Raw genomic sequence first — 23239 nt, 5'->3', positions numbered from 1 at the left:
GTTACCTCCGCTTAACGTTGGGCAGCCGGCGCCGCAGCGTGGGCACGCTCGACGAAGGCATTGGTGTAGGTCCTGGACAGATCGATGTCGGCGTTGGCGACATCCTTGTTGAACTCGCGCAGCACCTTCAGCGGCGTTTCCAGATCGGCCGCGGTGAAGTGGCCATCAGTGGTGAAGATCGCGCGGGCGTTCTCCACGGCACGGGCGTAGGTGGCACGGTCGCCGGAGACGTAGCTGTCCGGCAGCGCGGCGACGATGTCCTCGGCGCTGTTGTCGGCGATGAACTTCAGGGCCATCTGCTCGGCGCGGGCGATCTTCTCGGCCGCCTGCGGGCGCTGTTCCAGGAAGCTGCGGTTGGCATACATCACCGAGGTGGGGTACAGGCCGCCATAGACCTGGCGCGCGCCTTCGTCACTGCGTGCATCGATGATGATCTTCCCGACCTTGCGCTCGGTGATCAGCGTCGCCGCCGGGTCATAGTTCACCAGCAGGTCGATCTTGCCCTGCTCCAGTGCTGCCACCGCCGCCGCGCCGGACCCCACGCCGATCAGCGAGATGCTGTCCACCGGGATGTCATGCTGGGCCAGGAAGTGGCGCACGAAGAAATCGGACGAGGAACCCGGTGCGGTGATGCCCACTTTCTGGCCCTTGATCGTATCCGGGCGCGCCGGGTCGAACGTCGCATCATCGCGGCCGGCCATCACCAGGCCGGAATTGCGCGACAGCAGTACGAAGCCCACGACGTCCTTGTGCTTGGCCTGCATCTGGATGGTGTGGTCATAGAAGCCGACCGCCACGTCGGTCGAGTTGGCCACCAGCGCCTGCAGGACCTTCGAACCGCCCTGGGCGAAGTTCTCGGTCTTCACTTCCAGGCCGACGTCCTTGAAGTAACCCTTCGAATCGGCAATGAAGAACGGCAGGTTGTTGAGGTTGTACGACCCCACGCTGATCCGCACCGGCGCGTTGTCGCCACCGCCGGCCGCCGCGCCCTGTGCATCGGCCCCCTGCTTGCTGCACCCGGCCATGGCCAGGCCTGCCGCGCACAGCGCGGCCATGAACATCTGCTTGTACATCATCCCTCCCAGGAGTGAAGCATCTACGTTGTGGTGGCCGGCCACGCGCGGCTGCGCGGGCCCGACCGGTTTCAGGTCATGCCGCTGAAGTCCATTGGCGGGCTTGGGTGGAACAGATCTCGGGGGTTGCCGGCGAGGTCGCGAACACGCGGCCTTCGAACAGGCGGCGGGCAGTACGGACCACGCTGGCAACCACCGGCGCATCGTCCGAGCTTCGGCTGAGGCCCACGTCCAGGGCCCCGCTCGGATGTTCGAGGGTAATGCTGCCGGGCAGGCCCAGGCATCCGACGAAAGTGTTGGCCAGCGTGCCTGGCGTGACCGCCGCCGTGGCCAGGCCGACCCCACCGGTGATCGCCAGCGCGGTATGGCACTGGTGTGGCATGAAGTAGCGCACCTGCAGATGGCCGCCGTGCTGCGGCGCAGACAGCAGCACCGGCTTGGGAATCACCTTGTTGCCGGCATCGGCGATGCCCATGCGGGCCCCGGCTTCGATGCGCAGCGCCTCCAGCCGGGCGAGGAAGGCCGCATCCGCATTCAGTTCGGCGGGCGCCGCATCACCGCGCACGCCCAGGTCCTCGGCGCGCACCAGCATCATCGGCATCGCGCAGTCCACCAGGCTCACCGTCACGCCATCGATGGTTTCCTGCGCGTGGCCACTGGGCAGCAGCTTGCCGGTGCGGGCACCGGCCGCATCCAGGAAGGACAGCCGCACCGGCGAGGCCGAGCCCGGCGCACCGGCAATCCGCGTATCGCCGCGGTAGACCACTTCGCCACCGGGCGTTTCCACCGTTGCCACGATCAGCTTGCCGGTGTTGACGTTGAAGATGCGCACCGACGTCTGCGGGTCCTGCGCCTGCACCAGGCCCCGTTCGATGGCGTATGGGCCGACCGCGGCCAGCATGTTGCCGCAGTTGGGCGAGGTATCCACCACCTGCTGCTCCACCCGCACCTGGGCGAACAGATAGTCCACGTCGGCATCGTCGCGGCTGGAGCGGTCGATGATCGCCACCTTGCTGGTCAGGGCGTTGCCACCACCGATGCCGTCGATCTGCAGCGGATGGCCCGAGCCCATCACTTCCAGCAGCAGGCGGTCGCGCTGGGCGGTGTCCGCCGGCAGGTCGGATGCCAGGAAGAAGGGGCCTTTGGAGGTACCGCCGCGCATGAGCACGCAGGGAATGCTGAGCAGATCGTTGGACATACGTGTGCTAGATTGATGCGTATAGGGGATGAATACCCCCTCTGTGATTCGATACTGGCATGACCCCGATTGATCTGTGAATTGCTGATTTTTGGATGATTGATACCCCATGAGCATCAATTGCGAAATCCTCGACCTGCGCGCGTTCCTTCTCGTTGCCGAGACACGCAGCTTCCATCGCGCCGCTGAAAGCCTGCACGTATCGCAGCCAGCGCTCAGCCGCCGCATCCAGAAACTGGAGCAGGCTGTCGGCTCACCCCTGCTGGAACGCACCACGCGCAGCGTCAGCACCACCGCCGTCGGCGAAAACCTGCTGCCGCTGGTGCGGCGCATGCTGGAAGAGTTCGACGGTTCGTTGTTTTCCCTGCGTGGCCGCGAGGACACCCGCGGCGCCACGGTCACCATCGCCTGCCTGCCGACGGCCGCGTTCTACTTCCTGCCCAGCGTGATGGCTCGCTTCCACGAGGCGCACCCGAACGTGCGCTTCCGCATCCTCGATATCCCGGCCACCGAAGGCCTGCAGGCGGTGGAACGCGGCGAAGTGGAATTCGGCATCAACTTCATGGGGGCCAACGACCCCAACCTGGATTTCGACGTGCTGGCCGAAGACCCCTTCGTGCTGGCCTGCCGCCGTGACCACCCGCTGGCCCGCAAGCGCAAGGTCGAATGGGCCGACCTGGCCCAGCACCAGCTCATCACCGTGCACCGCACCAGCGGCAACCGCACCCTGCTCGACGGCGCCCTGGCACGCGAAAACCTCAAGCTGAGCTGGCACTACGAAGTGACCCACCTGTCCACGTCCCTGGGCATGGTCGAAGCCGGCATCGGCGTGTCGGTGCTGCCGAAAATGGCCACCCCCGATGGCGACCACCCGATCCTGGTGACCCGCCCGATCGGCAATCCGGTGGTGTCGCGCACCATCGGCATCGTGCGCCGCCGCGGCGCCCTGCTCTCACCCACTGCCGAGCGCTTCCTGCAGATGCTGATGAGCCAGTGGCGCGGCAAACCGTGACATCGGCACTACATACAGCCATGTAACCTTGCGTCCTGCGCCAAGGGCGTTTCGGCCCCTCCCCGCTCGGCCATACTGGTGGGGATCCGGCGGCCGGAACGCCACCGGCAAACGCAAGCAGGCCCGCCACGGTGGGCCAGTGCAAGCCATCCGCAAGAGGAGTCATCCCGCATGAGCGATTCGTTCTCCACCCGCAGCCAGCTGGACGTCGGCGGCAAGACCTACGACTACTTCAGCCTTCCCAAGCTGGGCCAGCGCTTCGATATCTCCCACCTGCCCTATTCGATGAAGATCCTGCTGGAGAACCTGCTCCGGCACGAGGACGGCGGCGCCACCGTCGGCCCCGACCACATCGAAGCGGTGGCTCGCTGGCAGCCCAGCGCCGAGCCCGATACCGAAATCGCCTTCATGCCCGCGCGCGTGGTCCTGCAGGACTTCACCGGCGTGCCCTGCGTGGTCGACCTGGCCGCCATGCGCGATGCGGTGGTCAAGCTGGGCGGCAAGCCCGAGCAGATCAATCCGCAGATCCCCTCCGAACTGGTCATCGACCACTCGGTGCAGGTCGATGTGTTCGGCAAGCCCGACGCCCTGGACCTCAACGGCAAGATCGAATTCCAGCGCAACCAGGAACGCTACGGCTTCCTGCGCTGGGGCCAGAAGGCCTTCGACAACTTCAAGGTGGTGCCGCCCAACACCGGCATCGTCCACCAGGTGAACCTGGAGAACCTGGCCCGCGTGGTGATGACCGCGGACAAGGACGGCAAGGCGGTTGCCTACCCCGATACCGTGTTCGGTACCGACAGCCACACCACGATGATCAACGGCATCGGCGTGCTTGGCTGGGGCGTGGGCGGCATTGAAGCGGAGGCGGCCATGCTCGGCCAGCCGTCCTCGATGCTGATCCCGCAGGTGGTCGGCTTCAAGCTGAGCGGCAAGCTGCCCGAAGGTGCCACCGCCACCGACCTGGTGCTGACCGTCACCCAGATGCTGCGCAAGCTGGGCGTGGTCGGCAAGTTCGTCGAGTTCTACGGCGACGGCCTGCAGCACCTGCCGCTGGCCGACCGCGCCACCATCGGCAACATGGCCCCCGAATACGGCGCCACCTGCGGCATCTTCCCGATCGATCACGAATCGCTGAACTACCTGCGCCTGTCCGGCCGCAGCGACGAGCAGATCAACCTGGTCGAAGCCTATGCCAAGACCCAGGGCCTGTGGCACGAACCGGGCAGCGCACCGGCCCAGTACAGCACTACGCTGGAACTGGACATGGGCACGGTCAAGCCTTCGCTGGCCGGCCCCAAGCGCCCGCAGGACCGCGTGCTGCTGGAAGACGTGCAGAAGAACTACCGCGAATCGCTGGTCGGCCTCACCGCCAACCGCGACAAGCGCAGCGCCGATGTCTCCACCTTCGTCAGTGAAGGAGGCGGCGCGGCCGTCGGCAACGAACAGCTGGCCAAGGGCTATGCGGACATCGAGACCGAAGGCCGCAAGGTCCGCCTGAAGGACGGCGCGGTCGTCATCGCCGCCATCACCTCCTGCACCAACACCTCCAACCCGGCGGTGATGATCGGCGCCGGCCTGCTGGCCCGCAACGCCGCCGCCAAGGGCCTGAACCGCCAGCCGTGGGTGAAGACCTCGCTCGGCCCAGGCTCGCGCGTGGTCACCGATTACCTGGAAAAGGCCGGCGTGCTGACGGAGCTGGAGAAGATCGGCTTCTACGTGGTGGGCTACGGCTGCACCACCTGCATCGGCAACTCCGGTCCGTTGCCCACCGAAGTCAGCGCCGGCATCGCCACGGGCGATCTGGTGGTCACCTCGGTGCTGTCGGGCAACCGCAACTTCGAGGGCCGCGTGCACCCCGAAGTGAAGATGAACTACCTGGCCAGCCCGCCGCTGGTGGTGGCCTACGCCATCGCCGGCACCACCGACATCGACCTGACCACCCAGCCGCTGGGCACCGGCAGCGATGGGCAGCCGGTGTTCCTGCGCGACATCTGGCCGAGCAACAAGGAAATCGGCGACGTCATCGCCGCGACCATCGGCCCGGAAATGTTCAAGCAGAACTACGCCGACGTGTTCAAGGGTGACAGTCGCTGGAACACGATCGCCTCGCCGGACGGCAACCTGTACGAGTGGAGCGATGCCTCCACCTACATCAAGAACCCGCCGTACTTCGATGGCATGACCATGCAGACCGGCAGCATCGACGACGTGCACGGTGCGCGCGTGATGGGCCTGTTCGGCGATTCGATCACCACCGACCACATCTCCCCGGCCGGCAACATCAAGAAGGATTCGCCGGCGGGCCGCTTCCTGCAGGAACGCGGCGTGCAGCCGGCCGACTTCAACAGCTACGGCAGCCGCCGCGGCAACGATGACGTCATGGTCCGCGGCACGTTCGCCAACATCCGCATCAAGAACCTGATGTTCGGTGGCGAGGAAGGTGGCAACACCCTGTACTACCCGGCCAACGGCGGCCAGCCGGAAAAGCTGGCGATCTACGACGCGGCCATGAAGTACAAGGCCGACAACGTGCCGCTGGTGGTGCTGGCCGGCAAGGAATACGGCACCGGCTCGTCGCGCGACTGGGCCGCCAAGGGCACTCTGCTGCTGGGCGTGAAGGCCGTGGTGGCCGAGAGCTTCGAGCGCATCCACCGTTCCAACCTGGTCGGCATGGGCGTGCTGCCGCTGCAGTTCCGCAACGGCGACAACGCGCAGTCGCTGGGCCTGGACGGCTCGGAGACGATCGACATCACCGGCCTGGAAGACGGTGCCAGCAAGCGTGCGACCGTCACCGCGACCAAGGCCGATGGCACGAAGAAGACCTTCGAGGTCTCGGTGATGCTGCTGACCCCGAAGGAAGTCGAGTACTTCCGCCACGGCGGCCTGCTGCAGTACGTGCTGCGCCAGCTGGCGGGTCGCTGAACCGTCCCGTGCCACCAATGGGCGGAAGCCCGGCCCCCGCGCCAGCGCGGGGGCGCTGCGGAGGCGCGCGAACCCGTGGTTCGCAAACGCGCCTCCTCGCCCACCACGGCGGCCTGCTGCAGTACGTGCTGCGCCAGCTGGCCAGCAAGTAACGCCCCGGCTGTTGTAGAGCCGAGCCCATGCTCGGCTGCGGTTGGCGACCTGCCAGCATCAGCCGAGCGCAGGCTCGGCTCTACAGCCCGCATGAAATATTCATATTTTTCCCGATTCATGCAATTCGCATGAAACAGGCGTAAGGTGGGCCCATACCCCCCGCTGGAGCCCCGCCATGCTTCACCTGCCCGTCCGCTTCGACCCGATCAACGAGCTGACCCACACCACCGCCTCGTCGGTGAAGGAGCACTGGCGCAAGGTCATGCAGGAGGTCCGCGACCAGCGCATGGTGGTGGTCACCAACCACAACGAGCCGCAGGCGGTCATCGTCTCCATCGAGCAGTACCGCGCCCTGCAGGCCCGCGTGGAAGCGCTGGAATCCTCGCTGGAAGAACTGCGCGGGCAGGCCCCGGGCCTGGCCGAACTGCGCGCCGGCTTCGACCAGCGCCTGGCCGTACTGCAGCAGGCCCAGGCCGGTGACACCGCGCGTGCGCTGCTGCGCCGCCCGGCGCGCCTGAAGGGGCAGGTCAAGGCCGGCACGGGGCACTGATGTCTCGACCGTTCCTGTACGTCCTTGCCGGCGTCAACGGCGCCGGCAAGAGTTCGGTGGGCGGCCACGTACTGCGCGAGGCCGGGCTGGACTGGTTCAATCCGGATACGTTCGCCCGTGGCCTGCGCGAGCTGTCGGGCCAGTCCCAGGCCGAGGCCAACGCCCAGGCCTGGCAGGAAGGCGTCAACCGCATCCGCGATGCCCTCGACCGGGGCCACAACCACGCCTTCGAAACCACCCTGGGCGGCAATTCCATCGCCGCCCTGCTGCATGAAGCCAGCCACAGCCACGACGTGCTGATGTGGTTCTGCGGGCTGTCCAGCCCGGAGCAGCACATCGCGCGCGTGCAGGCGCGAGTGCGCAGCGGTGGCCACCCCATCAACGAGGCTGACATCCGCCGGCGCTGGCCGCTGGCCCAGCAGAACCTGGTGCGGCTGATGCCGGTGCTGGCCCAGCTGCAGGTCTACGACAACAGCGCCGATGCCGCCCCCGGCGAAGCCGTGCCCGATCCGCAGCTGCTGCTGCAGATGGAGGATGGCCAGGTGCTGTACCCCGAAGCGGACGACCTTGCCCAGCTGGCAGCCACGCCCGCCTGGGCCGCCCCCCTGCTGGAAGCCGCGCTGCGCCTGTAACTCCGGGGGCAGCCCCGATGTCCACACTGGCTTCACTGTTTGTTGATTGAACGTTCAATCAACAAACGCAATACTGTCCACCTCGGGCCAACGCCCATGCCCCAGGTGAGACCGTGCCGAAGAAAGGCATCGAACCCATCCGCCGCGAGCAGCTGATCCAGGCCACCTTCCAGGTCATCCACGATATCGGCCTGGCCGATGCCACCGTGGCCACCATCGCCCGCCAGGCCGGCCTGTCCACCGGCATCGTCGCCCACTACTTCGGCGACAAGGCCGGCCTGCTCAACGCGGCGATGCGGCAGATCCTCAATGAACTGAAGGATGCCTTCGCCCACTACCGGGCCCGCGCCGATGCAGACCCGCGGGCCCAGCTGCGCGCCCTGGTCGATGGCAACTTCGATCAGACCCAGACCAGCGGCCCGGCCATGCGCGTCTGGCTGACCTTCTGGGCGGCGAGCATGCACCAGCCGGAACTGGCCCGCCTGCAGCGCATCAACGACCAGCGGCTGTATTCCAACCTGGCCCATCAGTTCCACCGCGCGCTGCCCGCCGGACGCGCCCGCGACGCCGCGCGCGGGCTGGCCGCGATGATCGACGGCCTGTGGCTGCGCGGCAGCCTGGTCGGCGGCCCGTTCGACACCGCCGCCGCACGCGCGCTGGCCTACGCCTATATCGACTTCCAGCTGCAGCCCGAGGGCGTATAAGCAGCCTCAAGCCCTTCCCCTTTGTTTCCAGGAGTGCCCCATGTCCCCCCTGCCCCTACAGCAGCTCTACATCCACGGCCAACGCGTCGACGCCACCAGCGGCAAGACCTTCCAGAGCATCAACCCGGCCAACGGCCAGGTGCTGGCCGAGGTGCAGATCGCCAGCGAGGCCGACGTCGAACGCGCGGTGCAGAGTGCCGCCGAAGGACAGAAGGTCTGGGCGGCGATGACGGCGATGGAGCGCTCGCGCATCCTGCGCCGCGCCGTCGATATCCTGCGCGAGCGCAACGATGAGCTGGCCCGGCTGGAAACCCTGGACACCGGCAAGGCGCTGGCCGAAACCACCACGGTGGACATCGTGACCGGCGCCGATGTGCTGGAGTACTACGCCGGCCTGGCCACCGCCATCGAAGGCATCCAGCTGCCGCTGCGCGAATCGAGCTTCTTCTACACGCGCCGCGAACCGCTGGGCGTGGTCGCCGGCATCGGTGCCTGGAACTACCCGATCCAGATCGCGCTGTGGAAATCGGCCCCTGCGCTGGCCGCCGGCAACGCCATGGTGTTCAAGCCCTCCGAAGTGACCCCGCTGACCGCACTGAAGCTGGCCGAGATCTACACCGAAGCCGGCGTTCCGGACGGCGTGTTCAACGTGGTGCAGGGCCCGGGCGGCGAGATCGGCAACTGGCTCACCGAGCATCCGGTGATCGAGAAGATCTCCTTCACCGGCGGCGTGGCCACCGGCAAGAAGGTGATGGCCGCGGCCGCGTCCTCCTCGCTGAAGGAAGTGACCATGGAACTGGGCGGCAAATCGCCGCTGGTCATCTGCGATGACGCCGACCTGGACCGCGCCGCCGACATCGCGGTGATGGCCAATTTCTTCAGCTCCGGCCAGGTCTGCACCAACGGCACCCGCGTGTTCGTGCCGCGCGCCCTGCTGGCCGCGTTCGAAGCCGCCGTGGTCGAGCGCGTGAAGCGCATCCGCATCGGCGACCCGCAGGCGGCCGACACCAACTTCGGCCCGATGGTCAGCTTCCCGCACATGCAGAACGTGCTGCGCTACATCGACAGCGGCAAGGCCGAAGGCGCGCGCCTGCTGGCCGGTGGTGGCCGTGCCGGAGAAGGCGCACTGGCCGAAGGCGCCTATGTGCTGCCGACCGTGTTCTCCGATTGCCGCGATGACATGACCATCGTCCGCGAGGAGATCTTCGGGCCGGTGATGAGCATCCTCGCCTACGACGACGAGGAGGAAGCCATCCGCCGCGCCAACGAGACCACCTTCGGCCTCGCTGCCGGCGTGGTCAGCCGGGACATCAGCCGCGCCCATCGCATCATCCACCGCCTCGAAGCCGGCATCTGCTGGATCAACACCTGGGGCGAATCGCCGGCGGAAATGCCGGTGGGTGGCTACAAGCAATCCGGCGTCGGCCGCGAGAACGGCCTGTCCACGCTGGGCCACTACACCCGCATCAAGTCGGTGCAGGTCGAACTGGGCGACTACGCCAGCGTGTTCTGATCAGCGTGTTCTGATCAGCGCGCCCTGAGCCGCCCCGCCCCACTGCCCGGCCCGCGTGCCGGACCGACATTCCGCCGGGACGCCTGCGCATCGCGCGTCCCGGCCAGCAGGAGAACCCCATGAGCACCCACACCGAGTACGACTACATCATCATCGGCGCTGGTTCGGCCGGCAACGTGCTGGCCACCCGCCTCACCGAGGATGCCGATGTCAGCGTGCTGCTGCTGGAAGCCGGCGGCCCGGATTACCGCCTCGACTTCCGCACCCAGATGCCGGCCGCACTGGCCTACCCGCTGCAGGGCAAGCGCTACAACTGGGCGTACAAGACCGACCCGGAGCCCTTCATGAACAACCGCCGCATGGATTGCGGCCGCGGCAAGGGCCTGGGCGGCTCATCGCTCATCAACGGCATGTGCTACATCCGCGGCAACGCGATGGACTATGACCACTGGGCCAGCATGCCCGGCCTGGAAGACTGGACCTACCTGGACTGCCTGCCCTACTTCCGCAAGGCCGAGACCCGCGACGTCGGCGCCAACGATTACCACGGCGGCGATGGCCCGCTGCGGGTGACCACGCCCAAGGCCGGCAACAACGAACTGTTTGCCGCCATGGTCGAAGCCGGCGTGCAGGCCGGCTACCCGCGCACCGACGACCTCAACGGCTACCAGCAGGAAGGCTTCGGCCCGATGGACCGCACGGTGACCCCGCAGGGCCGCCGCTCCAGCACCGCCCGTGGCTACCTGGACCTGGCCAAGCCGCGTCCGAACCTGACCATCGTCACCCACGCCCTCACCGATCGCATCCTGTTCTCGGGCAAGCGCGCGGTCGGCGTGCAGTGGCTGCACAACGACCAACCGCAGCGTGCCACTGCACGCCGCGAAGTGCTGCTGTGCGGTGGCGCCATCGCCTCGCCGCAGATCCTGCAGCGCTCCGGCGTCGGCCCGGCCGAACTGCTGCGCAGCCTGGACATCGACCTGGTGCACCACCTGCCGGGCGTCGGCGCCAACCTGCAGGATCACCTGGAGATGTACCTGCAGTACGAGTGCAAAAAGCCGGTATCGCTGGCCCCGGCGCTGAAGCTGCACAACCAGCCCGCCATCGGTGCCGAATGGCTGTTCATGGGCACCGGCATCGGCGCCAGCAACCAGTTCGAGGCCGGTGGCTTCATCCGCAGCGACGAGGCCTTCGACTGGCCGAACCTGCAGTACCACTTCCTGCCGGTGGCGATCAATTACAACGGCTCCAACCCGATCAAGGCGCACAGCTTCCAGATGCACGTCGGCTCGATGCGCTCGCCCAGCCGCGGCCGCGTGCAGGTGGTATCCAAGGATCCGCGCGTGCACCCCAGCATCCTGTTCAACTACATGTCGCACGAGCAGGACTGGCGCGAGTTCCGCGCGGCCATCCGCATCACCCGCGAGATCTTCGCGCAGCCGGCGCTGGCGCCGTACAGCGGTCGCGAGATTTCGCCGGGCCGCGAGCTGCAGACCGACGCACAGATCGACGGTTTCGTCCGCGAGCACGCCGAGACGGCCTACCACCCCTCGTGCACCAACAAGATGGGCCACGCCGATGACCCGATGGCGGTGGTCGACGGCCAGGGCCGCGTGCACGGCCTGGAAGGCCTGCGCATCGTCGATGCCTCGATCATGCCGCAGGTGGTGACCGGCAACCTCAACGCGCCGACCATCATGATCGCCGAGAAGCTGGCCGACGTGATCCGTGGCCGCAGCCCGCTGGCCCGCAGCACCGCGCCCTATTACAAGGCCAACGGCGCCCCGGCGCGCAGCCGCAGCTGACGCATACGCCTCTCAATCCTTCGGGTAGTGCCGGCCGCTGGCCGGCTCCTTCAGTGCCGGCCAGGGGCCGGCACTACCGGACACAGACGCCCCCTTCGCGTTTTCCCTACGGAACGGTATGCTGCTGCGAGCGGTTCTGGCGGATACTGTCCGCGCCGCACCCATCAAAAACGATTCCTGGAGGGGGAATATGAGTCTGGATCGTCCCTGGCTGCAGAGCTATCCGAAAGGCGTTCCCGCCGAAATCGACATCAACGAGTTCCATTCGGTAGCTTCGGTCTTCGACGCTTCCGTCGCGAAATTCCGCGACCGTCCCGCCTACTCCAGTTTCGGCAAGGTCCTCACCTACGGCGAAACCGACGCCCGGGTCGAGCAGTTCGCCGCCTACCTGCTGGGTGAGCTCAAGCTCAAGAAGGGCGACCGCGTCGCCCTGATGATGCCCAACTGCCTGCAATACCCCATCGCCACCTTCGGCGTGCTGCGCGCCGGCCTGACCGTGGTCAACGTCAACCCGCTGTACACCGCGCGCGAGCTGAAGCACCAGCTGGTCGATGCCGGCGTCAGCGCGCTGGTGGTGGTGGACAACTTCGGTGACACCGTCCAGCAGGTCATCGCCGACACCCCGGTCAAGCACGTCATCACCACCGGCCTGGGCGACCTGCTCGGCCTCAAGGGCACGATCGTCAATTTCGTGCTCAAGTACGTCAAGAAGATGGTGCCCAACTACCATCTGAAGGGCGCGGTCCGCTTCCGCCAGGCACTCAAGCTCGGCAGCCGCCACACCCTGCCCAAGGTCGAGATCGACCACGACGACGTCGCGTTCCTGCAGTACACCGGCGGCACCACCGGCGTCGCCAAGGGTGCGATGCTGACCAACCGCAACCTGATCGCCAACATGCAGCAGGCCTCGGCCTGGATCGGCGCATCGGGCATCGAGCCTGGCAAGGAGTGGATCATCACTGCTCTGCCGCTGTACCACATCTTCGCGTTGACGGCCAACGGCCTGGTCTTCATGAAGTTCGGCGGCTGCAACCACCTCATCACCAACCCGCGCGACATGAAGGGCTTCGTCAAGGAGCTCAAGTCGGTGCGCTTCACCGCCATCACCGGCGTCAACACCCTGTTCAACGGCCTGCTCAACACCCCGGGCTTCGACACCGTCGACTTCTCTTCGCTGAAGGTGACCCTGGGCGGCGGCATGGCCGTGCAGCGCGCGGTGGCCGAGCGCTGGAAGAAGGTGACCGGGGTGACCCTGGTCGAGGCCTACGGCCTGACCGAGACCTCGCCGGCAGCCTGCATCAACCCGCTGGACCTGAAGGAATACAACGGCGCCATCGGCCTGCCGATCCCGTCCACCGATGCCTGCATCAAGGACGACAACGGCAATGTCCTGGCCATGGGCGAGGTGGGCGAGCTGTGCATCCGCGGCCCGCAGGTGATGAAGGGCTACTGGCAACGCCCCGACGAGACCGCCACCGCCATCGATGCCGACCAGTGGCTGCACACCGGCGACATGGCGAGGATGGACGAACAGGGCTTCTTCTACATCGTCGACCGCAAGAAGGACATGATCCTGGTGTCCGGCTTCAACGTGTACCCGAACGAAGTCGAGGACGTCATCGCGATGATGCCGGGCGTGCTGGAAGTGGCCGCCGTCGGTGTACCGGACGAGAAGTCCGGTGAAGTCGTGAAGGTGGTCATCGTGAAGAAGGACCCGAACCTGACCGCCGAAATGGTCAAGGAACACGCACGGGCCAATCTCACCGGCTACAAGCACCCCCGGATCGTGGAATTCCGCAAGGAACTGCCGAAGACCAACGTGGGCAAGATCCTGCGCCGCGAACTGCGCGATACGCCCGCCCCGTAAGGGTCTGCTCCAGGTTGAATGCTTTCAGGCCCGGGTCGGCAACGACCCGGGCCTTTTCGCATGCGTGGCCACGTGCCCGGTGTAGCATCGCCGCGTGTGTGGACCGTTCGGCCCGCCGGCCACCACTTCTCTCTACGGGCCGCATGCCGAGGACACTTCAATGAGCACCATCGAAAAGCTGCCGACCAGTGGTTCGCCCTACGCCACCATCCGTACGGACGACCGCAACAACGACACCGCCCACTGGCTGTTCATGCATGCCGATGCTGCGACGGGCATCCGCCCGTGCTGCCGCAAGGACATGCTGGACGAAATGTGGAGCTACATGAGCGCCATCACCCGCGGCCCGGCGCAGCGCCACAGCGGGCAGCTGCGCCACTTCGTGCTGGCCTCCGATGCCGCCGCGTACAACCTGGGTGGCGATCTGGACCTGTTCACCCGGCTCATCCGCGAAGGCAACCGCGACCTGCTGCTGACCTACGCCCAGCGCTGCGTGGAAGGTGTACATCACCTGCACACCGGCTTCGGCGGTGACGTGCGCTCGATCGCGCTCATCCAGGGCGATGCGCTGGGCGGCGGCCTGGAAATGGCCCTGGCCTGCCACACCATCGTGGCCGAGGAAGGCTGCGGCATGGGCCTGCCGGAAGTGCTGTTCGGCCTGTTCCCGGGCATGGGCGCCTATTCCTTCCTGTGCCGCCGGGTGTCGCCGCAGCTGGCCGAGAAGATCATCCTCGATGGCCGCGTCTACAGCGCCGAGGAAATGCATGCACTGGGCGTGGTCGACGTGCTGGTGAAGAAGGGCGAAGGCCGCGCCGCCGTCGAAGACATGATCCGCCAGCAGCAGCGCCTGCCGCAGTCGTACCTGGCCATGAACGCGGCGCGCAACCTGGCGCAGGCGGTCAGCTACGACGAACTGCTGGAAATCACCAAGGTGTGGGTCGACTCCGCGCTGGCCCTGGGTGACCGTTCGCTGCGCACGATGGATCGCCTGGTGAAGGCGCAGACCCGTCGCGCCGGCCTCGACGCGGCCTGATTGCTGTCCTCCCCCTCTGGGTTCAAGCCCGGCTGGCCACCGGGCTTTTTTTCGCGCTCGCGCGACCAAGGCAGTAGATCCACGCCGTGCGTGGATGCCTTGCGTCGCGGACCGCGCGGAATGCAGCCGAGCATGGCCCGGCACTACATGGAACGAAGGCAGTCGAGCACGCTCGACTCTACCGCTCCATGTCGTCGGCGGCACCGCGGGCCCTGCGCTCGGCGCGCGCGTCCAACGCGTGACGCCCTTCCTTGATCGCGCCCTGCAGTACGGCCAGGCGCGCGCGCCACTCGGCCTTGAGCTGCCAATCGGCCATCCGCATCAGTTCGCCGGCGCGGTTGGCGGCGCGCACCAGGCCCAGGTTGCCGGCCACGCCCTTGATCGCGTGGGACTGCTCGCGGAAGGCATCCCAGCGACCGGCCTCGCCCTCGCCTTCGGCCTTGCGCAGGCAGTTGTCGGCATCTTCCAGGCACTGGCGGATGAACTCCCGCTCGAACCCATCGCCCATGCCCAGTGAAGCCAGCTCGTCCAGCACGCCGGTGTCGAGCACGCCATCAAGGTTGGTGGCGGTACGCACGATCGGCGGCGCCGAGGCCTTCAGCTGGGCGTTGTTGGCGATCTCCGCCAGGGTGTCCAGCAGGCGCACGGCCACGACCGGCTTGGCCAGGAACGCGTGCGCGCCGGCCTGCGTGCAGCGCTGGATCGCCTCCGGGGTGACGTCGGCACTGAGCACCAGCACCGGCGTGCGCGGGCCGCCACCGGACTGCATCACCCGCAGCTCCTTCAGCATGTCCAGCCCACTCATGCCTGGCATGTGCAGGTCGACGATGGCCGCGTCGAATTCGCTCTCGGCCAGCGCATCCAGCACCGCCTCGCCCCCATCCACGCAGATCACCTTGTGCCCGGCCTTCTGCAGCAGGCGCTGCAGCACCATGCGATTGGCCTCGTGGTCGTCCGCCACCAGGATCTGCATGCTGCGCACGCGGGCCCGATGGCGCAGGAAGGGGTCGGCGAAGGCGATCACGTTGCCACCCGGGCCCACGTCTTCGCCGGCGGCCACGCTCGGCACCGCACCGGCCACCACCGGCTGCGGCGCCGCGAAGGGCAGTTCAACCCAGAAGTGGCTGCCCTGCGGCGGGTTGTCGAGGTAGCCGATCTCGCCGTCCATGGCCTCGACCAGGCCCTTGGCGATGGTCGTGCCCAGGCCGGTGCCTTCGTGGCGACGGGCCATGCTGACGTCGGCCTGCTCGAACGCTTCGAACAGACGCGGGCGCATCGCCACCGGGACGCCAATGCCGGTATCGATGATGTCGAAGCGCAGGCGCACCGAACCCTGGGTGTCGGCGTGGACGAGGCCCACGCGCACTTCCACCTTGCCGTGGTCGGTGAACTTCACCGCGTTGCCGGCCAGGTTGAGCAGGATCTGCCGCAGGTGACCGACGTCGCCCCGCAGCGTGGCCGGAACGTTCGCAGCCACCTTCACCCGGTAATCGAGATGCTTGGCCTTGGCCTGTGGCAGCAGGATCAGGCCGATCGCCTGGACCACGTCGGCCAGCACGAAATCCTCGGCCACCACGCGCAGCTTGCCGGCCTCGATGGCGGAGATGTCCAGCACCTCCTCGACCAGCGCCAGCAGGCTGCGGGACGAGGCCTGGATGGTGTTCAGGCACTCGCGCTGCTCATCGTCCAGGCGGGTGGTGGCCAACACCTCGGTCATCCCACTCAGGCCGTTGAGCGGGGTGCGGAACTCGTGGCTCATGTTGGCCAGGAAGCGGCTCTTGGCTTCACTGGCGCGGCGCGCCTCGGCCATGGCCTTGGTCAGCTGCTTGAGCAGGGTCGAGAAGTACAGCGGCACTGCGGCCAGCCCCAGCCAGAGGCCGATGGCCAGGCGCAGGTTCTGTTCCCAGTACGGGGTCAGCAGCACGGTGCTGCCGAAGCTGACCATCGCCATCGCCACGGCGACGTAGAGGTAGTTGTTGCCAAAGCGCATGCCATTGCCGACGGTCACCCACATCACCACGATGTAGACCCACGACAGCGGCTCGCCCATCTGGATCATGCCCGCGGCGATCAGCCCGTAGTCGGCCAGCATGCCCAGCACGCGGCGCGGGTCCGAACGCCCGGGCTTCCACAGCAGCCAGCCGAACAGCAGCAGCGACAGCGACAGTCCGGTCAGCACGATGGCCAGCACGCCCACGTACTGGTCGTGCGGCAGATCGTGGCGCGGTGCCGGCAGCAGCACATAGGCCAGGATCAGGCTGATCAGGACGATACGGACGATCTGCTGCCCATGCTCGCTGTCGTGGCGCTGGGACAACCGCAGGCGGGCCCGCGACAGCAGGGATGTCACGCGCCCATCCCCGGCCGCGCCGACGCGGTGGAATGCTCGGCGCAGATCTGTTCCAGCGCTTCGCGGCCACGCAGCAGCGCATCCACGCAGCGCGGGTCGAACAGGCGCCCGCGCTGGGCGTACAGGTACGCAAGGGTTGCCTCGAACGTCCACGCTTCCTTGTAGGGGCGCGGCGAGATCAGGGCATCGAACACATCGGCGACCGCGACGATGCGCGCTTCCAGCGGGATCGCGTCGCCGACCAGGCCATCGGGGTAGCCGCTGCCGTCATAGCGCTCATGGTGGCGCAGCGCGATCAACGCGCCGACCTGGATGAAGCGGTTCTGGCTGCCGCTGAGCAGCTCATGGCCGATGCGCGGATGCCGGCGCATGATCGCCAGCTCCTCGTCGTTGAGCTTGCCGTGCTTGAGCAGCACCGCATCGGGAATGGCGATCTTGCCCATGTCGTGCAGGGGCGCCGCCATCTCGATCAGCTTGACCTCTTCCTCGGGCAGCCCCAGCTGCTCGGCGATCAGCCCGGCCACGCGCGCCATGCGCTCGAGGTAGGCACTGGTGCCGGCATCACGGAACTCGATGGCGCGTGCCAGCCGCGAGAGGGTCTCGCGTTCGCGCTCCTCCACCTCGTGCATGCTGGCCAGCAGCCGCTGTTCCAGCGACAGCGCGCGTTGCTTCACGTTCTCGGCCTGCTGGCGCAGCTGCAACAGGTTGTAGCAGCGCGCCCGCAGCTCGCGCGGGCGGATCGGCTTGACCAGGAAATCGATGACGCCCGCTTCCAGCGCGGCCTGCCGGATCGGCTCGTCGCCGACCACGGTGATCAGGATCACGGGAATATCGCGGTGCTTGGGCAGCCGGCGGAAGCGGCGGGCGAATTCCAGCCCGTCCATCTCCGGCATGCGGTAGTCCAGCAGCAGCAGGTCAACCGGGTACGACTCGCACCAGGCAAGTGCGGTGAGTGGATCCCCAAAGTCGTGCACGCTCAATTCGGGCGCGATGTCTTCAATGACATGGCGCAGCATCGTCCGTGCGGACGTCTGGTCATCGACGATGACGATGTTCAAGGCGTTCTCTGCCTGCCTTCTCGACCACGCTGGAAGATCAGCCAGCGAGGATACCCCGCCGCTGTGCACACTGGCACCCTGCATAGGCACGACTCCCGTCACGAGCGTCCCCGGTTCATGATCGTCGTCACAATGTGAAGTGGGTTCTCCACATCGCCCCTCCCCAACCCCATCAAGCCACAGTGGGTGTCAAGGCCATGCAACAACCATACGCCGAGTAAGCATCGCGTCAATGGCGCCGTCCGGATCCGGAACGGCGCGCACAGTCGGGAGCGGTACTGCGTCTTACTGCTCGGGGCGCATGTACGGGAACAGGAGCACGTCGCGGATCGAGCTGCTGCCGGTCAGCAGCATCACCAGGCGATCCACGCCGATGCCCAGTCCACCGGTCGGGGCCATACCGTACTCCAGCGCACGGATGTAATCGGCGTCGTAGTGCATGGCCTCGTCGTCGCCACCTTCCTTCGCGGCCACCTGGGCCTGGAAGCGCTGCGCCTGGTCTTCCGGATCGTTCAGCTCGGAGAAGCCGTTGGCCAGCTCCTTGCCGTTGACGAACAGCTCGAAGCGGTCGGTGTAGCCCGGATCGTTGTCGTTGGCACGGGCCAGCGGCGAGACTTCCACCGGATGATCGGTGATGAAGGTCGGCTGGATCAGGGTGTGTTCGACGGTCGCTTCGAAGATTTCCAGCAGCAGCTTGCCCCAGCCGTAGGACGGCTTGACGCGGATCTTCAGGCGCTCGCAATGGCGCAGCAGCGCCTCGCGGTCGGTGCAGTCGGCCGCCGAGATTTCCGGATTGTGGTGGCGCACCGCCTCGTCCATGCGCCAGCGGCGGAAGGCCGGGCCCAGGTCGATCTTCGCCCCGCCCCATTCCACTTCGGTGCCGCCGTTGACGGTGGTGGCCACGTCACGGATCACGCCTTCGGTCAGGTCCATGATCTCGTTGTACGTGGCGTAGGCCTCGTACAGCTCCATCATGGTGAACTCCGGGTTGTGGCGGGTGCTGACGCCTTCGTTGCGGAAGTTGCGGTTGATCTCGTACACCCGCTCCAGGCCGCCCACGGTCAGGCGCTTGAGGTACAGCTCCGGCGCCACGCGCAGGTACAGGTCCAGGTCCAGCGCGTTGTGGTGGGTGGTAAACGGCTTGGCCGCTGCGCCGCCGGGGATGTAATGCATCATCGGCGTCTCGACTTCCAGGAAGTCGCGGTTGTCCAGCCACGCGCGCATGGCGCGGATGATCTTGGAGCGCTTGATGAAGACCGCGCGCGATTCCGGGGTCACGATCAGGTCGACGTAACGCTGGCGGTAGCGCTGCTCGACGTCGGCCAGGCCGTGCCACTTATCCGGCAACGGGCGCAGCGACTTGGTCAGCAGGCGGATCGATTCGGCCTTGATCGACAGTTCGCCGGTCTTGGTGCGGGTCAGGGCGCCTTCGACGGCGATGATGTCGCCCACGTCCCAGCCCTTGAAGGCGGTGTAGGCATCGCCCAGCGTGCCGCCCTGCAGGAACAGCTGGATGCGGCCGGACTCGTCCTGGATCTGCGCGAAGCTGGCCTTGCCCATGATGCGCTTGGCCATCAGGCGGCCGGCCATCTTTACCTGGCGGCCGTTGCCTTCCAGGGCCTCGGCGGTCCAGGTGTCGGCATCGGCGAATTCGGCCTGCAGCTGCCCGGCGAAGTCCTCGCGACGGAAGTCGTTCGGGTACGCGATGCCCTGCCCACGCAGCGATTTGAGTTTCTCACGGCGCTCGGCGATCAACTTGTTTTCGTCGACGGGGGGGGTATCGGTAGCTTCGCTCATGGATCTGCGGGAATCGTGTAGTGAGGGGGGAGGTTGCGCCCGGCACAGCCGGTTGCCCAGCATACCAAAACCGCCCTGCCCCGGCCCCGCCGCAGCCGGTAGCGCCGGGCCATGCCCGGCGTTCAGTCGCCCAGAATCCGCCGGGCGTGGCCCGGCGCTACCTCAGGCGTTCCCGGGGAACGCCTGCCGCAGTTCTTCCACCAGCACCCGCTGGTTCTCCGAGTAGTCCACCGGCACCGACACCAGGTGCACCCCACCCTCGTTGAAGGCCGCTTCCAGGGTCGGGATGAACTGCTCGATGGCCGTCACCTCATGGCCCTTGCAGCCGTAGGCCTCGGCGTATTTCACGAAATCCGGGTTGCTGAAGGTCATGCCATAGTCGGTGAAGCCATCCACCGCCTGCTTCCAGCGGATCATGCCGTAGGCGCCGTCGTTGAGGATCAGCACCACCAGGTTCAGGCCCAGCCGGCGCGCCGTCTCCAGCTCCTGGCTGTTCATCATGAAGCCGCCATCGCCGCAGACCGCCAGCACCCGCCGCTGCGGATACAGGATCGAGGCCATGATCGCCGACGGCAGGCCCGCCCCCATCGTCGCCAGGGCGTTGTCCAGCAGCAGCGTATTGGCCACCTGGGTGCGGTAATTGCGCGCAAACCAGATCTTGTACATGCCGTTGTCCAGCGCCACGATGCCGTCCGGCGGCATCACCTGGCGCACGTCATGCACCAGCCGCTGCGGGGTGAACCCGTCCTCCTCGGCACGATCAGCGAGGTGCTCCAGGATGGTCGCGCGCAGCGGCAGCAGCGCATCGGCGTTGGCCACGGCACCTTCGATGCGGTCGCCGAGCTGGGTCAGCGAACGGCCGATGTCGCCGATCACTTCCACCTGCGGGAAATACACCTGCTCCACCGCCGCCTGCGAATAACCGATATGGATGACCGTCGGGCCGCCCGGGCGCATCACGAACGGCGGCTTCTCGGTCACTTCGTGGCCGATGGTCACGATCACGTCGGCCTGGTCGATGGCCATGTGCACGTAGTCGCGCTCGGTCAGCGCTGCGGTGCCCATGTACAGGCCCGAGCCACCGGCCACCGCGCCCTTGCCCATCTGCGTGGTGAAGAACGGAATGCCGGCGCGCTGCACGAAGGCCGACAGCGCCTCGCTGGGCTGCGGCCGCGACGCCGCCGAAGCGATCATCAGCAGCGGCCGCTTTGCGGTACGGATGATCTCCGCCGCGCGGTCCAGCGCTTCCGGACTGGCAATCGGCCGGTCCACCGCATGGGTGGGAATCAGCGCCACACCCTCGACTTCGGTGGCGGCGATGTCCTCGGGCAGCTCCAGCAGCACCGGGCCGGGGCGCTCCTCCTGGGCCACGCGGAAGGCCTCGCGGACGATGGTCGGAATGGTCCGGGCCGAGACGATCTGCCGGGCCAGCTTGGTCAGCGGCTTCATCGTGCTGACGATGTCCACGATCTGGAAACGCGCCTGCTTGCTGGCGACGATGCCCTTCTGGCCGGTGATCATGATGACCGGCCACGCCCCCAGCAGCGCATAGGCCGCGCCAGTGGTGAAGTTGAGCGCGCCGGGGCCGAGGGTGGCCAGGCACACGCCCGGCTTGCCGGTCAGGCGGCCGTACGTGGCCGCCATGAACACCGCCGCCTGCTCGTGGCGGGTGATGACCAGCTCGATGCTGGAATGGCGCAGCGACTCGACCACGTCGAGGTTTTCTTCGCCGGGAATACCGAAAATGCGCTCGACGCCTTCGTTCTCAAGTGCGGCGACAAGCAGATCTGAACCCTTTGACATTGGAATGCCGTCCTTTTCGCTGGACTGATGGTGGATCGTTGCAGGAAGGATGGAAGCCGCGCGTCAACGCTTGTCGAACCAGACCGTCTGCGCGTTGACGAATTCGCGGATGCCGAAGTGCGAGAGCTCGCGGCCGAAGCCGCTCTTCTTCACGCCACCGATTGGTACGCGCGGGTCAGAGGCCGAGAAACCGTTGACGAACACGCCGCCGGTCTGCAGGCGGCGCGCCAGCTGCATGGCCCGTTCACGGTTGCCGGTCCACAGGTTGCCGCTCAAGCCGAACTCGCTCTGGTTGGCCAGCTCCACCGCGTGGTCGGCGTCACGTGCGCGGGTGATGGAGGCAACCGGCCCGAACGTCTCGGTATCGAAGGCCTGCATGCCCGGCTCCACGCCGGCCAGCACGGTCGGCGCGTAGAAGCTGCCCGGGCGGTCCAGCTGGTGACCGCCGACCAGCAGCTGCGCACCGGCATCGACCGACGCACGCACCTGCGCATCCAGCTGTTCCAGCAGGTCTTGCCGGGCCATCGGGCCGATGCGGTTACCGGCTTCGCGGCCATCACCAATCGTCAGGGCCTGCACCTTCTGGCAGAACTGCGCCACGAAACGGTCGTACACCGCCGCTTCGACGATGATGCGCTTGCCGGCAATGCAGACCTGCCCGGTGTTCTGGAAGCGCGAAGCGACGGCCGCGTCGACGGCAGCATCGAGATCGGCGTCTGCCAGCACGATGAACGGATCAGAGCCGCCCAGTTCCAGCACCACCTTCTTCAGCGCCTGCCCGGCCTGGGCGGCAATGCTGCGGCCCGCGGCCACGCTGCCGGTGAGGGTGACCGCGGCGATGCGGTCATCGGCGATGGCCGCACTGGTGCCTTCGCGGCTGATGTTGGCCGCAATGAAGGTGCCGTCCGGCAGCCCAGCCTCGCGCCAGGCGGCATCGAGCAGCTGCGCCGTGCCGACGATGTTCTCGGCGGGCTTCAGCAGGAAGCCGTTGCCGCCCATCAGGATCGGCACGGCCGCCCGCATCACCTGCCAGTACGGGAAGTTCCACGGCATGATGCCCAGCACCACACCCAGCGGCAGGTAGGACACGTAGGCCTTGTCGTTGGCCACCTGGGTGGGTTCGTCGCGCAGGAACTGCGCACCGTTTTCGGCGTACCAGTCGCACAGCAGCGCGCATTTTTCGATTTCGGCCAGCGATTCGGCGTGGACCTTGCCCATTTCGGCGGTGGCCAGTGCGGCCAGCGGCTCGCGGTCGCGGCGCAGGACGGCCGCCATCGCGCGCAGCACGGCAGCGCGCGCCTCCAGCGGGTGGGTGCTCCAGGCGGCAAAGCCTGCCTGGCCACGCTGCAGGAGGGTTTCAAGTTCGGCGGCGGTGGCGAAGGGATGGCTGGCGATCTGCTGGCCGGTGGCCGGATCGCGGGAGATGGCGGTGGTGGGGGCAGTGGACATGCAGGTCTCCTGTTGTCTCGAGAACGGGCGGGCAGCCCGCCTCCTGCACAGGAATGTGGACCTGTTCGATGGCAGCAACAAGGCGTCTGCTTATCCTGTGACCTGCAGTTACCTGTATAGGGAGGGGGGTCATGGCAGGGCTGCGCCCTGCACCCGCTCAATGCAACGTCAACGTCAACGTCAAATGCGTGCATTCCGTGGGTTGGCGGGGCGGGTCCGGTTGAGGGGGACGCTGTAAACCCGTCCATGGGGGCTTGGTCGCGCCATCCATGGCGCTCACACCCCCTCAACCGGACCCACCCCGCCTTCGACAGTTTCCC

General features: G+C 67.0%; 16 protein-coding genes. 9 read left to right on the top strand and 7 right to left on the bottom strand.

The genetic code is table 11. From position 1 onward, the window contains the following. Nucleotides 1–11: 11 nt before the first annotated feature. Nucleotides 12–1073, bottom strand: coding sequence for an ABC transporter substrate-binding protein (locus AC3WL7_RS01805; RefSeq protein WP_079225216.1), 1062 nt, complete (start codon nt 1071–1073; stop codon nt 12–14). A gap of 76 nt (nt 1074–1149) precedes the next feature. Beyond that, a complete protein-coding gene (locus AC3WL7_RS01800; protein WP_492749119.1) occupies nt 1150–2271 on the bottom strand; it encodes a 4-oxalomesaconate tautomerase in 1122 nt (373 codons plus the stop codon). A 109-nt stretch (nt 2272–2380) separates the two neighbouring features. Here AC3WL7_RS01800 and AC3WL7_RS01795 point away from each other — a divergent pair, with 109 nt between their 5' ends. The 9 genes from AC3WL7_RS01795 (at nt 2381) to AC3WL7_RS01755 (ending at nt 14462) form a co-directional block, all read left to right on the top strand. Then, nucleotides 2381–3283 (top strand): LysR family transcriptional regulator, encoded by a 903-nt coding sequence (locus AC3WL7_RS01795; protein ID WP_049455867.1) that lies wholly within the window; start codon nt 2381–2383, stop codon nt 3281–3283. Between the two features lie 171 nt (nt 3284–3454). Then, nucleotides 3455–6208, top strand: coding sequence for an aconitate hydratase AcnA (acnA, locus tag AC3WL7_RS01790; RefSeq protein ID WP_492749118.1), 2754 nt, complete (start codon nt 3455–3457; stop codon nt 6206–6208). 328 nt (nt 6209–6536) lie between these two features. Beyond that, nucleotides 6537–6911 (top strand): type II toxin-antitoxin system Phd/YefM family antitoxin, encoded by a 375-nt coding sequence (locus AC3WL7_RS01785; RefSeq protein ID WP_116863625.1) that lies wholly within the window; start codon nt 6537–6539, stop codon nt 6909–6911. Next, the gene (locus tag AC3WL7_RS01780) at nt 6911–7543 is read left to right on the top strand and encodes an ATPase (RefSeq protein WP_492749117.1); all 633 of its coding nucleotides are present in this window, start codon (nt 6911–6913) and stop codon (nt 7541–7543) included. Before AC3WL7_RS01785 ends, AC3WL7_RS01780 begins: the two co-directional genes overlap by 1 nt. Nucleotides 7544–7656: 113 nt before the next feature. Further along, nucleotides 7657–8247 carry a transcriptional regulator BetI gene (gene betI / locus AC3WL7_RS01775; protein WP_492749116.1) on the top strand — a complete coding sequence of 197 codons (591 nt, stop codon included), beginning with the start codon at nt 7657–7659 and terminating at the stop codon, nt 8245–8247. A 40-nt stretch (nt 8248–8287) separates the two neighbouring features. Beyond that, nucleotides 8288–9760 (top strand): betaine-aldehyde dehydrogenase, encoded by a 1473-nt coding sequence (gene betB, locus AC3WL7_RS01770; protein ID WP_492749115.1) that lies wholly within the window; start codon nt 8288–8290, stop codon nt 9758–9760. 119 nt (nt 9761–9879) lie between these two features. Further along, a complete protein-coding gene (gene betA, locus AC3WL7_RS01765; RefSeq protein ID WP_492749114.1) occupies nt 9880–11562 on the top strand; it encodes a choline dehydrogenase in 1683 nt (560 codons plus the stop codon). Between the two features lie 190 nt (nt 11563–11752). Beyond that, on the top strand, nt 11753–13429 hold the full coding sequence (locus AC3WL7_RS01760; RefSeq protein ID WP_492749113.1) for a long-chain fatty acid--CoA ligase: 1677 nt from the start codon (nt 11753–11755) through the stop codon (nt 13427–13429). A 160-nt stretch (nt 13430–13589) separates the two neighbouring features. Then, entirely contained in the window at nt 13590–14462 is an 873-nt protein-coding gene (locus AC3WL7_RS01755) for a crotonase/enoyl-CoA hydratase family protein (protein WP_079221765.1), read from the top strand. A gap of 178 nt (nt 14463–14640) precedes the next feature. On the opposite strand, the gene AC3WL7_RS01750 is transcribed toward AC3WL7_RS01755, so the two are convergent. The 5 genes from AC3WL7_RS01750 to AC3WL7_RS01730 form a co-directional block, all read right to left on the bottom strand. Then, nucleotides 14641–16812, bottom strand: a complete 2172-nt coding sequence (locus AC3WL7_RS01750; RefSeq protein ID WP_492749112.1) for a response regulator — start codon at nt 16810–16812, stop codon at nt 14641–14643. Next, nucleotides 16809–17954 (bottom strand): cyclic di-GMP phosphodiesterase response regulator RpfG, encoded by a 1146-nt coding sequence (gene rpfG, locus AC3WL7_RS01745; protein ID WP_492749111.1) that lies wholly within the window; start codon nt 17952–17954, stop codon nt 16809–16811. Before rpfG ends, AC3WL7_RS01750 begins: the two co-directional genes overlap by 4 nt. Before the next feature lie 201 nt (nt 17955–18155). Further along, a complete protein-coding gene (lysS, locus tag AC3WL7_RS01740; RefSeq protein WP_492749110.1) occupies nt 18156–19667 on the bottom strand; it encodes a lysine--tRNA ligase in 1512 nt (503 codons plus the stop codon). A gap of 162 nt (nt 19668–19829) precedes the next feature. After that, entirely contained in the window at nt 19830–21470 is a 1641-nt protein-coding gene (locus tag AC3WL7_RS01735; protein WP_492749109.1) for an acetolactate synthase large subunit, read from the bottom strand. Nucleotides 21471–21533: 63 nt separating this feature from the next. Then, complete coding sequence (locus AC3WL7_RS01730) at nt 21534–22919, bottom strand: NAD-dependent succinate-semialdehyde dehydrogenase (RefSeq protein ID WP_492749108.1); 1386 nt, start codon at nt 22917–22919, stop codon at nt 21534–21536. Nucleotides 22920–23239 lie beyond the last annotated feature (320 nt).

This window comes from Stenotrophomonas sp. FW305-3-2-15-E-LB1 (assembly GCF_058787375.1).
The sequence above is the reverse complement of the archived record's forward strand: the minus strand, read 5'-3'. Positions and strand labels throughout refer to the sequence as shown.

Coding starts and splice junctions, on each gene's coding strand:
- AC3WL7_RS01805 (WP_079225216.1), bottom strand. CDS start 1,073: ATGTACAAGCAGATGTTCATGGCCGCGCTGTGCGCGGCAGGCCTGGCC.
- betA (WP_492749114.1), top strand. CDS start 9,880: ATGAGCACCCACACCGAGTACGACTACATCATCATCGGCGCTGGTTCG.
- AC3WL7_RS01800 (WP_492749119.1), bottom strand. CDS start 2,271: ATGTCCAACGATCTGCTCAGCATTCCCTGCGTGCTCATGCGCGGCGGT.
- betB (WP_492749115.1), top strand. CDS start 8,288: ATGTCCCCCCTGCCCCTACAGCAGCTCTACATCCACGGCCAACGCGTC.
- rpfG (WP_492749111.1), bottom strand. CDS start 17,954: ATGCAGGGTGCCAGTGTGCACAGCGGCGGGGTATCCTCGCTGGCTGAT.
- AC3WL7_RS01795 (WP_049455867.1), top strand. CDS start 2,381: ATGAGCATCAATTGCGAAATCCTCGACCTGCGCGCGTTCCTTCTCGTT.
- AC3WL7_RS01760 (WP_492749113.1), top strand. CDS start 11,753: ATGAGTCTGGATCGTCCCTGGCTGCAGAGCTATCCGAAAGGCGTTCCC.
- AC3WL7_RS01785 (WP_116863625.1), top strand. CDS start 6,537: ATGCTTCACCTGCCCGTCCGCTTCGACCCGATCAACGAGCTGACCCAC.
- lysS (WP_492749110.1), bottom strand. CDS start 19,667: ATGAGCGAAGCTACCGATACCCCCCCCGTCGACGAAAACAAGTTGATC.
- acnA (WP_492749118.1), top strand. CDS start 3,455: ATGAGCGATTCGTTCTCCACCCGCAGCCAGCTGGACGTCGGCGGCAAG.
- AC3WL7_RS01780 (WP_492749117.1), top strand. CDS start 6,911: ATGTCTCGACCGTTCCTGTACGTCCTTGCCGGCGTCAACGGCGCCGGC.
- AC3WL7_RS01735 (WP_492749109.1), bottom strand. CDS start 21,470: ATGTCAAAGGGTTCAGATCTGCTTGTCGCCGCACTTGAGAACGAAGGC.
- AC3WL7_RS01730 (WP_492749108.1), bottom strand. CDS start 22,919: ATGTCCACTGCCCCCACCACCGCCATCTCCCGCGATCCGGCCACCGGC.
- AC3WL7_RS01755 (WP_079221765.1), top strand. CDS start 13,590: ATGAGCACCATCGAAAAGCTGCCGACCAGTGGTTCGCCCTACGCCACC.